Raw genomic sequence first — 17,945 nt, forward strand, 5'->3', positions numbered from 1 at the left:
TCACGACATCCCCAACTCGTTGTCGATGAACGCGAAGACCTCGTCCGCGGTCGCCTCGTCCAGCTTCTGCGCGGTGGTGGCGGCGGTCGGCGCCTCGCGCCGGTCGCTCCAGCGGGCCAGGACGGCCTGCAGGCGGGCGACCACCTCCTCGCCGGTGTCCTCGTCGGGCAGCGGCTGCGCGAGCGCGGCCTCCAGCCGGGCGAGGGTGTCCAGCAGCGGTTCGTCTCCGGACCGCGGGTCGGCGAGCAGCTGCGGGTGCAGGTGCTCGGCCAGGGCCGTGGGCGTCGGGTAGTCGAAGACCACGGTGGCGGGCAGCCGCAGGCCGGTGAGGCCGTTCAGGCGGTTGCGCAGTTCGACCGCGGTCAGCGAGTCGAAGCCCAGCTCCCGGAAGGCCCGGGCCGTCCCGACACCGTCGGTGCCGGTGTGGCCGAGCACCGCCGCCGCCTCGGTCCGTACCGCGTCGACCAGCAGGCGCCTGCGCTCGGCCTCCGGGGCCTCGGTGAGGCGCTCCACCAGGACCGGCCGCCCGGAGGCGCCGGTGCGCGGGCCGCTCTGCGGGCCGTCGTCGGCGAGGGCCGCGGCGACCTCGGGCAGGTCGGCGATCAGCGGGCGGGCCCGGCCGGCGGTGAACGCCGGGGCGAAGCGCGCCCAGTCCACGTCGGCGACGGTCACCGCGGTCTCGCCGAGGCCGAGTGCCCGGTCGAGCGCCGCGACGGCCAACTCCGGTGCCATCGCCGGGAGCCCGCGGCGGGCGAGGTGTCCCTCGGCCTCGCCCTCGGCCATCCCGCCGCCGGCCCACGGGCCCCAGGAGACGGCCGTGGCGGCCAGGCCGCGCGAGCGGCGCTGCTCGGCCAGGGCGTCCAGGAAGGCGTTGGCGGCCGCGTACGAGCCCTGGGTTCCGCTGCCCCAGATGCCGGCGATGGACGAGAACAGCACGAACGCGTCCAGCGGGGTGTCGCCGAGCAGCTCGTCCAGGTGGACGGCGCCGCCGACCTTGGCCGCCAGCACCTCGGCCAGCTGGTCCGCGGTGATCTCGGCCAGCGGTACGGCCAGGTCCAGGCCGGCCGCGTGGACCACGGCGTCGACGGGGTGCTCGGCGAGCAGCCCGGCGACGGCCGCGCGGTCGGCCACGTCGCAGGCCGCGAGGGTGACCCGGGCGCCGAGCCCGGTCAGCTCGGCGGCCAGCTCCGCGGCCCCGGCGGCCTGCGCTCCGCGCCGGCTGGTGAGCACCAGGTGCTCGGCGCCGGCCCGCGCCAGCCAGCGGGCGACCTGCCCGCCGAGGGCGCCGGTGCCGCCGGTGATCAGCACGGTGCCGCGCGGCATCCACGGGGCCGGCGCCTCGGCCGCCCCGAGCGGACGGCTGTGCACCAGCCGGCGGACCAGCGCGCCGGAGGACCGCAGGGCGATCTGATCCTCCCCGTCTGCGCCGGCGAGGACCGCCGCCAGGTGCTGCCGCGCCCGGTCGTCGAGCGTCTCGGGCAGGTCCAGCAGACCGCCCCAGCGCTGCGGCTGCTCCAGCCCGACGACCCGGCCGAGGCCCCAGACCTGGGCCTGGACGGCGTTGCGCAGCCGGTCCGTCGGAGCGGTGGAGACCGCGCCGCTGGTGATCAGCCAGAGCGGTGCGCCGATTCCGGCGTCGCCCAGCGCCTGCACCAGGGCCAGGGTGCCGGACAGGCCGGCCGACAGGCCCGGGTGCTCGGCGTTCGAGCGCCCGGTCAGCGCGAGCAGGGAGAGCACGCCCGCGATGGGGGCCTCCGTACCGCCGGCGGCCTCGCGCAGCTCGCCGGCCAGGGCCGTGCGGTCCGCGGTCGCCGGGTCGACGGTGATCCGCGCGACCCGGGCGCCGTGCCCGGCCAGCAGGTCCGCCAGGTCGCCGGCCGGCTGCTCGCCGGCCCGGTCGGCGGGCTCGACGACCAGCCAGCGGCCGGCCAGGGACGGTGTGCCGTCCTGGTCGCCGGGCAGGGCGCGCCAGCTGACGCGGTAGCGCCAGCGGTCCAGCGTCGACTCGTCGGCGGTGCGGCGCCGCCAGGACGACAGGGCGGGCAGGACCGCGCTCAGCGGCTCGTCCCCGCGGACGTCCAGGGTGCCGGTCAGCGCGGCCAGGTCGCCGCGTTCCACGGCGGCCCAGAAGTCCGCCTCGGCCGGGTCGTGCTCGGTGCCGCCGGCGGGGGCCGCCTGGGCAACCTTCGGCCAGTACCGCTCACGCTGGAAGGCGTAGGTCGGCAGGTCCACCCGGCGGGCGCCGGAGCCGGCGAACAGGGCCTCCCAATCGACCGCCGCGCCACGGGTGTGGGCCACGGCCAGGGCGGCGGCGAGCGCGTCCCGCTCGGGCCGGTCGCCGCGCAGGGCGGCGGCGAAGGCGGTGTCCGGCCCGTCGACGCAGTCCTGGCCCATGGCCGAGAGCACGCCGTCGGGGCCGAGTTCGACGAAGGTGGTGACGCCCTGGGCCTCCAGGGTGCGCATCCCGTCGAGGAAGCGGACGGCCTCGCGGACGTGGCTCACCCAGTACTCGGGCGAGCACAGCTCCTCGGCCGTGGCCATGTCCCCGGTGACGTTGGAGACGACCGGGATGCGCGGGGCGCTGTACGTCAGCCCCTCGGCAACGGCCCGGAACTCCTCCAACATCCCGTCCATCAGCGGCGAGTGGAACGCGTGCGAGACGCTCAGCCGCTTGGTCTTCTCGAACTTCCCGGCGATCGCCATCACTTCGGACTCCTCGCCCGAAACCACGACGGAGGAAGGCCCGTTGATCGCCGCGATGCTCACCTGAGCGGTCAGCAGCGGCAGCACCTCCTCCTCCGAGGCCTTGACCGCCACCATCGCACCGCCCTCCGGCAGCGCCTGCATCAGCCGACCACGCGCCGCCACCAAGGCGACCGCGTCGTCCAGCGACAGGACACCCGCGACGTGCGCGGCCACCAGCTCACCGATCGAGTGGCCCACCAGGAAGTCCGGACGGACCCCCCAGCTCTCGAAGAGCCGGAACAGCGCCACCTCGACCGCGAACAGCGCCACCTGGGTGAACTCCGTCCGGGCGAGAACCGAAGCGTCCTCGCCGAACACGGCGTCACGCAGGGGAAGTTCGACCCGAGCGCAGACCGCGTCGAAGGCGTCCGCGAACACCGGACAGGCCTCGTACAGCTCACGCCCCATGCCCGGACGCTGGCTGCCCTGCCCGGTGAAGAGGAACGCCGACTTCCCGCCGGCCTCGCCCCGGGTGAGGCCCGGCAGGGAGCCGCCCTCGGCGAGTTCTCCGAGCCCGCGCAGCACCGCCGCGCGGTCCGCGCCGCTGAGCACCGCGCGGTACTCGTGGGCGGCGCGCCCGGTCGCCAGCGAGTACGCGGCGTCGAGCAGCGTGACCTCCGGGTGGCCGGCCAGGTGGGACTGCAGGCGGCCGGCCTGCCGGCGCAGGGCCGACTCGGACCGGGCGGACAGCACCACCGGCAGGACCGGCGGCTCGACGGCGGCCCGGTCCTGCCCGGCTTCGGCCACCGGCTGGACGCCTTCCAGGATGACGTGGGCGTTGGTGCCGCTGAACCCGAAGGAGGAGACGCCCGCGCGGCGCGGGGCGCCGGTCTGCGGCCAGTTCCGCGACTCCGTGAGCAGCTCGACGGCGCCCGCCGACCAGTCGACGTGCGGGGTGGGCTCGTCGACGTGCAGGGTGCGCGGCAGCACGCCCTCCCGGATCGCCATCACCATCTTGATCACACCGCCGACACCGGCCGCCGCCTGGGTGTGGCCGATGTTGGACTTCAGCGAGCCGAGCCACAGCGGGTCCCCGCCGCGCTCCTGCCCGTAGGTGGCGAGCAGGGCCTGGGCCTCGATCGGATCGCCGAGCACCGTGCCGGTGCCGTGCGCCTCGACCGCGTCGACCTCGCCGGCCGACAGCCCGGCACTGGCCAGCGCCGCGCGGATCACCCGCTGCTGCGCGGGGCCGTTCGGGGCGGTCAGGCCGTTGCTGGCACCGTCCTGGTTGATCGCGCTGCCGCGCACCACGGCCAGCACGGGGTGCCCGAGGCGCTCGGCGTCCGACAGCCGCTCCAGCAGCAGCACACCGGCGCCCTCGCCCCAGCCCGTACCGTCCGCGGCGCCCGCGAAGGACTTGCAGCGGCCGTCGGCGGCGAGGCCGCGCTGGCGGCTGAACTCCAGGAAGGCCCCCGGCAGCGACATCACGGTGACACCGCCGGCCAGGGCCAGCGCGCACTCGCCGCTGCGCAGCGCCTGCACGGCGAGGTGCAGGGCGACCAGCGAGGAGGAGCAGGCGGTGTCCACCGTCACCGCCGGGCCCTCGAGCCCGAAGGTGTACGCCAGCCGGCCCGAGACCACGGCGGCCGCGTTGCCGGTGCCGAGGAAGCCGTCGGCCTCCTGCGGCGCGCCGAGCAGCAGGGTCGCGTAGTCCTGGCCGTTGGAGCCGACGAACACGCCCGCCTGGCTGCCCTTCAGCGTGGCCGGGTCGATGCCGGCCCGCTCGAAGGCCTCCCAGGAGGTCTCCAGCAGCAGGCGCTGCTGCGGGTCCATCGCCACCGCCTCGCGCGGCGAGATGCCGAAGAACGCCGGGTCGAAGCGGTCCGCGTCGTGGACGAAGCCGCCGTGGCGGGCGTAGGAGGTGCCCGGGTGCTCCGGGTCCGGGTGGTACAGGGCGTCCAGGTCCCAGCCGCGGTCGGTCGGCATCTCGCCGACCGCGTCGGTGCCGGAGAGCACCAGCTGCCACAGCTCCTCGGGGGTGCGGACACCGCCCGGGTAGCGGCAGGCCATCGCGACGATCGCGATCGGGTCGTCCTGCGTCCCGGCGCCGTCGCCGGCGGCCGGACGGACGGCGGGCAGGGCCGACCGCGGCTCGGCGCCGACGAGTTCGGTCCGCAGGTGCTCGGCCAGGGCGAGCGGCGTCGGGTGGTCGAAGACCAGGGTCGCGGGCAGCCGCAGGCCGCTGGTCTCGGTGAGCCGGTTGCGCAGCTCGACCGCGGTCAGCGAGTCGAAGCCCAGCTCCTTGAACGCCCGGTCCTCCTCGACCCGGGTGGCCGAGGCGTGGCCGAGGACGGCGGCGGCCTCGGTCCGCACCAGGTCCAGCAGGTACTGGCGGCGCTCACCCTCGGCGAGGCCGAGCAGGTGGGTGCGCAGGGTGCCCGCGGCGTCGGTGGCGGCCGGACGGGAGCCGGCGGCCAGCGCCTCGCCCGCCTCGGCGATCCGGTCGAGCAGCGGGCGCGGACGGGTGGCGGCGAAGGCCGGCGCGAAGCGCGCCCAGTCGACGTCGGCCACGGTGAGCGCCGGCTCGTCCGAGCCGACCGCACCGGCCAGCGCGGCGATCGCCAGGTCGGGCGCGATCGGCGCCAGGCCGCGGCGGCGCAGCTGCTCGCCCGCCTCGCCGTCGGCCATGCCGCCGTCGGCCCAGGGGCCCCAGGCGACGGCCGTGGCGGCCAGGCCGCGGGCACGCCGCTGCTCGGCCAGGGCGTCCAGGTAGGCGTTGCCCGCCGCGTAGGCGCACTGGCCCGCGCTGCCCCAGGTGCCGGCGATCGAGGAGAACAGGACGAAGGCGTCCAGTTCGGTGTCGCCGAGCAGCTCGTCCAGGTGCGCCGCACCGGCCACCTTGGCGGCCACCACCGCGGAGAACTCCGCGAGGCCGGTGGCGGCCAGCGGGGTGGTCTGGCCGACGCCCGCGGTGTGCACGACCGCGTCGACGGGGTGCTCGGCGAGCAGTGCCTCGACGGCCGTACGGTCGGCGACGTCGCAGGCGGCGACCGTCACCCGGGCGCCGAGGCCCTCCAGCTCCGCGCGCAGTTCGGCCGCCCCCGGAGCGTCCGGGCCGCGACGGCTGGTCAGCACCAGGTGCTCGGCGCCGTGCTCGGCCAGCCAGCGGGCGACCCGGGCGCCCAGGGCGCCGGTGCCGCCGGTGACCAGGACGGTGCCGCGCGGGTTCCAGCCCGCGCCCTCGGCGCGCTCGGCCCGGACGAGCCGGCGCACGAACACGCCCGAGGCGCGCACCGCCAGCTGGTCCTCGTCGGCCGGAGCGGCCAGGACGGCGGCCAGCCGGCCCTGCGCCCGCTCGTCCAGCACCTCGGGCAGGTCGAGCAGACCGCCCCAGAGCGCGGGGTGCTCCAGCGCCGCCACCCGGCCGAGGCCCCAGACCTGGGCCTGCGCCGCGTCGCGCAGCCGGTCGGCGCGGCCGACCGAGACCGCGCCCGAGGTGGCGAGCCACAGCGGGGCGGTGAGCTCGGCGTCGGCGAGCGCCTGGATCAGGACCAGCGCCGACTCCGCGCTCGGCGCGAGCGCCAGCACACCGGCAGGGGCGGACGGCAGCTGCGCCACCAGGGCGGCCGCCTCCTCCCGCGACCGGGTGCCCGGCTCCAGTCGGTGCACCGCGGCGCCGTGGGCGGTCAGCGCCCGCTCGGCCGCCTCGACCAGGTCTGGGGCGGCGTCGCCGGGCACCAGTACCCAGGTGCCGGACAGCGTCGCGGCTGCCGTCGCGGCGGCCGTCGGCTGCCAGGTGACGCGGTAGCGCCAGCCGTCCACCGTGCGGTCGTCGCGGTTGCGGCGGCGCCAGGAGGACAGCAGCGGCAGCAGGGGCAGCAGGTCGTCCTGCGGCCCGGTGCCGTCGACCGCGAGCGTCGCGGCCAGCGCCGCCACGTCCTCGCGCTCCACGGCGGACCAGAACTCGCTCTCGGCTCCGGAGAGTTCGGCGCGCTCGGTGCCCGCCTGCGGGGCCGCCGGGAGCGGCTCCGGCCAGTAGGCGTCCGGCTGGAAGGCGTACGTCGGCAGGGCGACCCGGTGGGCGCCGGTGCCGGCGAAGACCGCCTCCCAGTCGGGCCGGACGCCGCCCGTGTGCGCGGCGGCCAGGGCGGTGGCGACGGTCCGCGCCTCCGGGCGGCCGGCGCGCAGCGCGGTGGTGAACCGGGCCCGGGTGGACTCGCCCAGGCACTCCTGCGCCATCGCGGTGAGGACGCCGTCGGGGCCCAGCTCCAGGTACGTGGTGACGCCCTGGGCCTCCAGGGCCCGCATGCCGTCGGCGAAGCGGACGGCCTCGCGGACGTGGCGCACCCAGTACTCGGGCGAGCACAGCTCCTCGGCGGTGGCCAGTTCACCGGTGACGTTGGAGACCACGGCGATCTGCGGCGCCGCGTAGGTCAGGCCCTCGGCGACGGCACGGAACTCCGCCAGCATGCCGTCCATCAGCGGGGAGTGGAAGGCGTGCGAGACGCTCAGTCGCTTGGTCTTCTCGAACTTCCCGGCGATCGCGAGGACTTCGGACTCCTCGCCCGAAACCACCACGGAGGTCGGACCGTTGACGGCCGCGATGCTCACCTGAGCGGTCAGCAGAGGCAGGACGTCCGCCTCGGCGGCCTTCACCGCCACCATCGCGCCGCCCTCCGGCAGCGCCTGCATCAGCCGACCACGCGCCGCCACCAGGGCCACCGCGTCGTCCAGCGACAACACCCCGGAGACGTGCGCGGCCACCAGCTCGCCGATCGAGTGACCGGCCAGGACGTCCGGACGGACCCCCCAGCTCTCGTACAGCCGGAACAGCGCCACCTCGACCGCGAACAGCGCCACCTGGGCGAACTCCGTCCGGGCGAGAACCGCGGCGTCCTCACCGAACACGGCTTCGCGCAGCGGCAGTTCGACCCGCGCGCAGACCGCGTCGAAGGCCTCGGCGAACACCGGGTACGCCTCGTACAGCTCCCGGCCCATGCCAGGCCGCTGGCTGCCCTGCCCCGTGAAGAGCACGGCGGACCTGCCGCCCCGGGCGCGGCCGCGCACCAGGTTGGGCGCGGTACGGCCCTCGGCCAGCGCCGCCAGCCCGTCGCGCAGTTCGGCGGCGTCGGCGCCGACCAGCACGGCCCGGTGCTCGTGGGCGGCCCGGGTGGTCGCCAGCGCGTAGCCGACGGACGCGGCGGTGTCGCCGTGGTCGGCGAGGTGCCGCTGGAGACGGGCGGCCTGGTCGCGCAGGCTCTGCTCACTGCGGGCCGACAGCGGCCACAGCAGCGTCCGCGGTTCGGCGCCGGCCGGGGTGGCCGGCTGGGCCGCGGGCGCGGCCGGCTCGGCCGGGGCCTGCTCCAGGACGGTGTGGGCGTTGGTGCCGCTGACGCCGAAGGAGGAGACGGCCGCACGGCGCGGACGCCCGGTCTCCGGCCAGGGCCGGGCCTCGGTCAGCAGCTCGATCGCTCCGGCCGACCAGTCGACCTCGGGCGACGGCTCGTCCACGTGGAGGGTCTTGGGCAGCACTCCGTGCCGCATCGCCATGACCATCTTGATCACGCCGCCGACACCGGCCGCCGCCTGGGCGTGGCCGATGTTGGACTTCAACGACCCCAGCCACAGCGGCTGGTCGTCGTCGCGGCCCCGGCCGTAGGTGGCCAGCAGGGCCTGGGCCTCGATCGGGTCGCCGAGCACCGTGCCGGTGCCGTGCGCCTCGACGGCGTCCACCTCGTCGGCGGTCAGCCGGGCGGCCGCCAGGGCCTGGCGGATGACGCGCTGCTGGGCCGGGCCGTTGGGGGCGGTGAGCCCGTTGCTGGCACCGTCCTGGTTGATCGCGCTGCCGCGTACCACCGCGAGAACCGGGTGCCCGTTGCGGCGGGCGTCGGACAGCCGCTCCAGCAGGAGCAGGCCCGCGCCCTCCGCCCAGCCGGTGCCGTCGGCGCAGGCCGCGAAGGGCTTGCAGCGGCCGTCGGGCGCGAGGCCCTGCTGACGGCTGAACTCGACGAACAGGCCGGGGGTGGCCATCACGGTGGCGCCGCCGGCCAGGGCCAGCGAGCACTCGCCGTTGCGCAGCGCCTGGGCGGCCAGGTGCAGGGCCACCAGCGAGGACGAGCACGCGGTGTCGACGGTCACCGCCGGGCCTTCAAGGCCGAAGGTGTAGGCGACGCGCCCGGACACCACGCTGGTCGAGGCACCGGTGAGCAGGTGACCCTCCAGCGCGGAGCCGGCCAGGATGTTGGTGTAGCCCTGGTAGGCCGCCCCGACGAACACGCCGGTCGAACTGCCGCGCAGCGCGCCCGGATCGATCCCGGCCCGCTCGAACGCCTCCCACGAGGCCTCCAGCAGCAGCCGCTGCTGCGGGTCCATGGCGAGCGCCTCGCGCGGCGAGATCCCGAAGAAGCCCGCGTCGAACTCGCCCGCGCCGAGCAGGAACCCGCCCTCGCGGACGTAGCTGGTGCCGCTCTTGGTCCGGTCCTGGTCGTACAGGGCCTCGGTGTCCCAACCGCGGTCGGCCGGGAACGGGCTGATGGCGTCGCCGCCCTCCGCGACCAGCTGCCACAGCTGCTCCGGGCTGCGCACCCCGCCGGGGAAGCGGCAGCTCATCGCCACGATGACGACCGGGTCGTCGTCGGCGGCGGCCGGGACGGGCAGCGGCGCCTGCACCGCGGGCTCCTCGCCCGCGAGTTCGGCCCGCAGGTACTCGGCCAGCGCCGCCGGGCTCGGGTGGTCGAAGACCAGGGTGGCCGGCAGCCGCAGGCCGGTGACCGCGTTGAGACGGTTGCGCAGCTCGACCGCGGTCAGCGAGTCGAAGCCGAGTTCCTTGAACGCCCGGTCCGCGTCCACCTGTTCGGCGGTGGCGTGCCCGAGCGCGGTGGCCGCGTGGCCGCGGACCAGGTCGGTCAGCAGGCGCAGCTGCTCGGCGGTGGCGAGTCCGGACAGCTTGCGGGCCAGGCCGGACTTGGCCTCGCCGGCGCTGACGGCGGCCGCGGTACGGCGGCTCTTCGGCCGGACCAGCGCGCGCAGCAGCGGCGGCACGGTGCCCGCGCCGACCTGCTGGCGGATGGTGGCGAGGTCGAGCCTGGCGGGCATCAGCTGGGCCTCGTCGGTGCCCAGCGCCGCGTCGAACAGGGCGAGGCCGTCCTCGGAGGACAGCGCCCGCATGCCCGAGCGCGACATGCGCGTCACGTCGGCCTCGTCCAGGTGGCCGGTCATGCCGCTGCGCTCGGCCCAGAAGCCCCAGGTCAGGGCGTGGGCGGGCAGGCCCAGCGCGCGGCGGTGATGGGCCAGCGCGTCGAGCAGCACGTTGGCCGCCGCGTAGTTGCCCTGTCCGGCGCCGCCGAAGGTGCCGGCGGCGGCGGAGAAGAGCACGAAGGCGGCGAGGTCGCTGCCGGCGGTGAGCTCGTGCAGGTTGAGCGCACCGTCCACCTTGGGCCGGAGCACCTCCGTGACGCGCTCGGGGGTGAGCGCCGACACCACGCCGTCGTCCAGGACGCCGGCGGTGTGCACCACGGCGGTCAGCGGGTGCGCCGCCGGGACGGCGGCCAGCACCGCGGCCAGCGCGGCCCGGTCGGCGACGTCACAGGACGCCAGGGTGACCTCGGCTCCCGACTCGCCCAGCTCGCGGGCGAGTTCACGCCCGGCCTCGGACTCGGCGGCCCGACGGCCGGTGAGCACCAGGTGCCGGATGCCGTACCGGGTCACCAGGTGGCGGGCCAGCAGCCCGCCGAGGGTGCCGGTGCCGCCGGTGATCAGGACGGTGCCGTCCCGGTCCGGGAGCGGCGGCATGGTCAGCACCAGCTTGCCGGTGTGCCGGGCCTGGCTGAGGAAGCGGAACGCCTCCGGCGCCTGCCGGACGTCCCAGGTCGCGATCGGCAGCAGCCGCAGCTCACCGCGCTCGAACAGGGCGACGATCTCCCGCAGCATCTCGCGGATCCGGTCCCGACCGGCCTCGACCAGGTCGAACGCCTGGTAGCGCACGCCCTCGTGGTCGGCCGCGACCACCTGCGGGTCCCGCTTGTCGGTCTTGCCCATCTCCAGGAAGCGCCCGCCGCGCGGCAGCAGCCGCAGCGAGGCGTCGACGAACTCGCCCGACAGGGAGTCCAGCACGACGTCCATGCCGGCGCCGTCGGTGGCCGCCAGGAACGCGCCCTCGAAGTCGAGGGTGCGGGAGTTGGCGATGTGCGCGTCGTCCAGTCCCGAGGCCCGCAGGGTCTCCCACTTGCCGGGGCTCGCCGTACCGAACACCTCGGCACCCAGGTGCCGGGCCAGCTGCACCGCGGCCATCCCGACACCACCGGCGGCGGCGTGCACCAGCACCCGCTCACCCGCCCGCAGACCGCCCACGTCCACCAGGCCGTAGTAGGCGGTCAGGAACACCACCGGCACGGAGGCGGCCTGAACGAAGGTCCAGCCCTCCGGGATCCGGGCCAGCAGGCGGTGGTCGACCACCGAGTACGGCGCGAACGAGCCGGAGAACAGACCCATCACCCGGTCGCCCGGGGCCAGGTCCGTCACCTCGGCGCCGACCTCCAGGACGACACCCGCGCCCTCGTTCCCCATGACCTGCTGGTCGGGGACCATGCCCAGGGCTAGCACGACGTCACGGAAGTTGAGGCCGGAGGCGCGCAGCGCGACCCGCACCTCCCGGGCGCCGAGCGGGCGGAACTCCTCCGGGCAGGGCGCCAGGACGAGGTTCTCCAGGGTCCCCTCGGCCGTGACGTCCAGCCGCCAGGCCGGGTGCCCCACCGGGGGAACGAGCCGACCCGCGGAGCCCGGACGGGCCAGCCGGGGCGCGCGGACCGCGCCGGCCCGCACGGCCAGCTGCGGCTCGTCGGTGGCGAGCGCGGCGAGCACGGCCGCGGCGGCGCCGTCCGCGTCCGCCGCCTCGGCATCGAGGCCGAGGTCGAGCAGGACGAAGCGGCCCGGGTTCTCCGACTGCGCGGAGCGGATCAGGCCCCACACCGGGGCGTACGCCAGGTCGGTGACGTCCTCGCCGGTGGCGGTGGCGACGGCACCACTGGTCACGAACACCAGCCGGGACTCGGCGAACCGGTCCTCGGCCAGCCAGGCCTGGGCGGCGGCCAGCGCCCCCAGGACGGCCGCGTGCGCGGCCTCGGCGGCCGGGAACGCGCCCGACCCGTCACCGGTCACACCGGCGGCCCGGCCGAGCGGCAGGAACACCAGCTCGGGGACGTCCTGCGCCCCGGCCAGCTCCGGCAGACCGGCGAAGATCCGCGCGGAGCCGGCCAGGTCGTGCAGGACGGACGGCAGCCCGGCCGCGTCCGAAGCGACCAGCGCACGGCTCACGGCGGCGCCGTCGACCGGCTCCGACCCGAGCAGCGTCCAGTCCAGGCGGAACAGCGCGTCACGCGGGGCCCCCTGACCGGCGGCCACGCCATCGGCGGAGACCTCGCGCAGCACCAGCGAGTCGATCGCCACGACCGGCGCACCGGTCTCGTCGACGGCCAGCAGCGTCACCGCGTCCGGTCCGGCGGCCGCGAGGCGCACCCGCACCCGGGCGGCACCCACGGCCGACAGACCGACACCCGACCAGGAGAACGGCAGACGCGCCCGGCCGGTGTCCGCGAGCAGCTCGCCCAGCCCCACCGTGTGCAGCGCCGCGTCGAGCAGCGCCGGGTGCAGGCCGTACCGGCCGGCCTCCGACTGGACCTCCTGCGGCAGTTCGACCTCGGCGAGGACCTCGTCCCCGAGCCGCCAGGCGGCCCGCAGCCCCTGGAAGGCCGGGCCGTAGCCGTAGCCGGCGGCGGCCAGCCGCTCGTAGAAGCCCTCGACCGGCAGCTCGACGGCACCCTCCGGCGGCCAGACGGTCTCGATCCCGGCCGGGGCCTGCGCCTGGTCACCGGAGGCGACCAGACCGGTCGCGTGCCGCAGCCACGGCTCGTCGGCGGCGGCGTCCTGCGGACGGGAGTGCACCGACACCGGGCGGGCGCCCGAACCGTCGGCGGCACCCACCCACACCTGGACGGCCACCGAGCCGCGCTCCGGCAGCACCAGCGGCGCCTCCAGCGTCAGGTCCTCGATCCGGTCGCAGTCGACCTCGTCGCCCGCGCGGAACACCAGCTCGACGAACGCCGTCCCGGGCAGGATCACCGCGCCGCCGACGGCGTGGTCGGCCAGCCACGGGTGGCTCTGCACCGACAGCCGGCCGGTCAGCACCAGGCCCTCGCCCTCGGCGAGCGCCACGGCCGCACCGAGCAGCGGGTGGTCGGCGGACTCCAGGCCCATCGCGGTCGCGTCGCCGATCCAGGAGCCGGACGGCTTCGGCCAGAAGCGCTGCCGCTGGAAGGGGTAGGTGGGCAGGTCGACGCGGCTTGCGGTGTCCTCGAACTGGGCGGCCCAGTCGACGGTCGCGCCGTTGGACCAGGCCTCGGCGAGGGCGATCAGGAAACGCTCCCGGCCGCCCTGGTCACGGCGCAGGGTGCCCTGGACGCTCGCCTCGGCGTTGGCGGCGTCGATGGCCTCCTGGATACCGACGGTCAGCACCGGGTGGGCGCTCACCTCGACGAACTGCGAGTGACCCGAGGCGAGGAGGGACTCCACCGTGTTGGCGAACTCGACCGTCTGACGGAGGTTGCGGTACCAGTAGCCGGCGTCCAACGCCGCCGAGTCGATCAGTTCACCGGTGACGGTGGAGTGGAACGGGATCTCCGGAACCCGGGGCGTGACCGGGGCCAGCAGCTCGGCCAGGCGGGCCTCGATGCGCTCGACGTGCGCCGAGTGCGAGGCGTAGTCCACCGCGATCCGACGCGCCCGGACCTCCTGCGCGGCGCAGTGCTCCATCAGCTCGTCCAGGGCGCCGGCATCGCCGGAAACCACCACCGAGTTGGGGCCGTTGACCGCCGCGACGGACAGGCCCTCACGGCCCGAGAGGAGTTCACGCACCTGCTCGGCGGGCAGCGGGACGGACACCATGCCGCCCAGCCCGGAGAGCTCGGTGATCGCCTGGCTGCGCAGCGCCACCACCAGCGCCGCGTCCTCCAGCGACAGAGCGCCGGAGACGGCAGCGGCGGCGATCTCGCCCTGCGAGTGCCCCACCACCGCCGACGGCTCCACGCCGTACGAACGCCACAGCTCGGCGAGCGAGACCATCACGGCGAACAGCACCGGCTGGACCACGTCCACCCGCTCCATCCACCCGCCGTCCTCACCCGCGACGACGTCCAGCAGGTCCCAGTCGACGTGCGGCGCAAGAGCGCTCGCGCAGTCCTCCATCCGAGCCCGGAACACCGGCTCGTCCGCCAGCAGCTCCCGGGCCATGCCCAGCCACTGCGAACCCTGACCCGGGAACACGAACACCGGGCCACCGGCCGTCCGGGCCGTGCCCTGGACCAGCTGAGCCACCTGCTCACCGTCGGCGAGCGCGGCGAGACCGGCGAACAGGTCCGCCTCCTCCGCGCCGACGACCACCGCGCGGTGCTCGAACACCGAACGGGCCGTCGCCAGCGTGCTGGCGACCGCGGCCGGGTCAAGGGCCTCCCCGGCGGCCGCGCTCTGCGTGAGGTGCGCCGCCAGGCGGCGGGCCTGGTCGCGCAGCGCGGCCTCGGTGTGCCCGGAGAGCACCCAGGGCAGCGGGCCCGCGGTCCCGTCGGCGATCTCCCGGGCGACCGGGGAGGCCGCGGGCGCCTGCTCGATGATGGTGTGGGCGTTGGTGCCGCTCATGCCGAAGGAGGAGACGGCCGCGCGACGCGGACGGCCGCGCTCCGGCCAGTCCCGGGCCTCGGTCAGCAGCTCGACCGCGCCCGAGGCCCAGTCGACGTGCGGGGTGGGCTCGTCCACGTGCAGGGTCTTGGGCAGCACCCCGTTGCGGATCGCCATGACCATCTTGATCACACCGCCGACGCCGGAGGCGGCCTGGGTGTGGCCGATGTTCGACTTCAACGAGCCGAGCCAGAGCGGCTCTTCGGTGTGCTCCTGGCCGTAGGTGGCGAGCAGCGCCTGGGCCTCGATCGGGTCGCCGAGGGTGGTGCCGGTGCCGTGCGCCTCGACGGCGTCGACCTCGGCGGCGGTCAGCCCGGCGTCGGCCAGGGCCTGCCGGATGACGCGCTGCTGGGCCGGGCCGTTGGGCGCGGTGAGGCCGTTGCTCGCGCCGTCCTGGTTGATCGCGCTGCCACGGATCACCGCGAGCACCTGGTGCCCGTTGCGCTCGGCGTCGGAGAGGCGCTCCAGCAGGAGCATGCCCGCGCCCTCGCCCCAGCCGGTGCCGTCGGCGGCGGCGGCGAAGGCCTTGCAGCGGCCGTCCGAGGCCAGCGCCCGCTGGCGGCTGAACTCCACGAAGGTGCCCGGGGTGGACATCACGACCACACCGCCGGCCAGCGCCATCGAGCACTCACCGCTGCGCAGCGACTGCACGGCGAGGTGCAGGGCGACCAACGAGGAGGAGCACGCGGTGTCCACCGTCACCGCCGGGCCCTCGAGCCCGAAGGTGTAGGCCAGACGCCCGGAGACCACGCTGGCCGCGTTGCTGGTGGCCAGGTATCCGTCGGTGCCCTGCGGGCTGGCCATCAGCAGGCTCGCGTAGTCCTGGCTGTTGGTGCCGGCGAAGACGCCGGTCCGGGTGCCACGCGCCGCGTCGGGGGTGATGCCGGCGCGCTCGAAGGCCTCCCACGTGGTCTCCAGCAGCAGGCGCTGCTGCGGGTCCATGGCGAGGGCCTCGCGCGGGTTGATACCGAAGAAGCCGGGGTCGAACTCGCCGACGCCGTCGAGGAATCCACCCTGGTCGGCGTAGGAGGTGCCGGGGTTCGCCGGGTCCGGGTCGTACAGGGCGTCCAGGTCCCAGCCGCGGTCGGCCGGCATGCCGCCGACGGCGTCGCGGCCCTCGGCGACCAGTCGCCACAGGTCCTCGGGCGAGGTGACGCCGCCCGGGTAGCGGCAGGCCATCGCGACGATCGCGATCGGCTCGTCGTCCACGGCCGTCGTACGCACCGGAACGTCGTCCACCGTGCCTACGGTGCCCAGGAGTTCGGCACCGATGTGGGTCGCCAGCGCGGCGGCGGTCGGGTGGTCGAAGACCAGGGTCGCGGGCAGCCGCAGACCCGTGGCGGCGTTCAGACGGTTGCGCAGCTCGACGGCGGTCAGCGAGTCGAAGCCCAGCTCCTTGAACGCCCGACCCGCCTCGACCGCACCGGCGGAGGCGTGCCCCAGGACGGCGGCGGCCTCGGCGCGGACCAACTCGACCAGCAGGCGGTCGCGTTCGGCCTGCGACCGGCCGGACAGCCGGTCCCGCAGCTCGTTCGCCGGGCCGCCCGGAGCGGTCCCGCCGGCCTCGGTCTCGGCCAGCACTCGTACCACGTCCGGGAGTTCGGCGATCAGCGGGCGCGGGCGGGCGGCGGTGAAGGCCGGGGCGAACCGCGACCAGTCCACGTCCGTGACGGTCACCGTCGCGTCGTTGCCGTCCACGGCCTGCGCCAGCGCGGCGACCGCCGGAGCCGGAGCCATCGGCAGCAGACCACGCCGACGCAGGTGGGTCTCGTTGTCGCCCTGGGCCGCCATACCGCCCTCGGCCCACGGACCCCAGGAAACCGCCGTGGCAGCCAGGCCACGCGAACGGCGCTGCTCGGCCAGGGCGTCCAGGTAGGCGTTGGCGGCAGCGTAGGCGGACTGCCCACCACTGCCCCAGACACCCGCGATGGAGGAGAAGAGGACGAAGGCGTCCAGCTCGGTGTCCCCGAACAGCTCGTCCAGGTGTGCCGCACCGTCCACCTTGGCGGCCAGGACCTCGGCGAACTCCTCCACCGTGGTCGTGCCCAGCGGGGTCGCGCGGTCCACACCGGCGGCGTGGACGACGGCGGTGAAGGCGTGCTCGGCGAGCAGCGCCTCGACGGCCGCACGGTCGGCGACATCACACGCGGCGACAGTCACCTCGGCGCCAAGGCTCCGCAGCTCCTCGCGCAGCTCCACCGCGCCCGGGGCATCCAGGCCACGGCGGCTGGTGAGCACCACGTGCTCCGCACCACCACCCGCCAGCCAACGGGCGACGCGGGCGCCCAGGGCGCCGGTGCCGCCGGTGACCAGGACGGTGCCGCGCGGGCTCCAGCCCGTGCCTTCGGCACGCTCGGCCCGGACGAGTCGGCGTACGAACACGCCGTTCGCGCGCACAGCGAGCTGGTCCTCGTCGCCGAGGCCGGCGAGCACGGCGGCCAGTCGGCCCTGGGCCCGCTCGTCCAGCACCTCGGGCAGGTCGACCAGACCGCCCCAGCCCTGCGGGTGCTCCAGGCCGAGCACCCGGCCCAGACCCCAGACCTGCGCCTGGGACGCGTCGCGCATCCGGTCGGCGCGGCCGATGGTGACCGCACCCCCGGTCAGCAGCCAGAGCGGGGCCTCGACGCCCGCGTCGGCGAGCGCCTGAACCGTGACCAGCGTCGACAGCACGGTGTCCGCCACGACGACGGCACCGGCCAGATCCTCGACCTCGGCCACGGCCACACCGATCCGAGCGGCCAGCTCCTCCCGGTCCGGCACACCCGCGCCGAGCTCCACCGGCAGAACAGCGCCACCGTGCCCGGACAGCGCGGCAACCACACCCGCCGACTCGACGCCAGCCGGGACCAGCACCAGCCAGGTGCCACCCAGGACGGCCGGCTGCCCACCGACACCCGCAACCGGCTTCCACGTCACCCGGTAGCGCCAGCCCTCGGCCGCCGACTCCTCCTGCCGCCTGCGACGCCAGGACGACAGCGCGGGCAACAGCGCGTCCGCACTGTCCTCCCGACGCACATCGAGCGTCGACAGGAACGTGTCCAGATCCCCCGCGTCAACCGCATCCCAGAACCGCGCCTCGGCCGCACTCAGCGCGACCGCACCCTCCGACACGACCTCACGCTCGGCGGCCTGCGGCCAGTAACGCTGACGCTGGAAGGCATACGTCGGCAGCTCGACCCGGCGCACACCCGCACCAGCGAACACACCCCTCCAGTCCACAGCGACACCATGGACGTGAACAGTCGCAAGCGCCGTCAGCGCGGTCTGCGCCTCCGAACGCTCAGCACGCAGAGCCGGAGTGAACACACCCTGCTCGACACACTCCTGGCCCATGGCCGACAGCACACCGTCCGGGCCAAGCTCCAGGTACGTGGTGACACCCTCGGCTTCGAGGGCCCGCATGCCGTCGGCGAAGCGGACCGCCCGGCGCACGTGCTGCACCCAGTACTCGGGCGAGCACAGCTCCTCGGCGGCGGCCAGGGCGCCGGTCACGTTGGACACGACCGGGATCGTCGGCGCGGCGTAGTCCAGGCCCT

At 75.8% G+C, this 17,945-nt stretch carries 1 protein-coding gene (running past one end of the window); it reads right to left on the bottom strand.

Features of this window, described 5'->3' with window-relative positions; translation table 11 throughout:
- Positions 1 to 17,945: part of a type I polyketide synthase coding region (locus ACWDBE_RS37390; protein WP_449810202.1), annotated on the bottom strand (this coding region is incomplete at its 5' end). Its footprint extends 12,175 nt past the window's final position; the window shows 17,945 of its 30,120 annotated nt.

The organism is Kitasatospora sp. NPDC001132 (assembly GCF_053598415.1).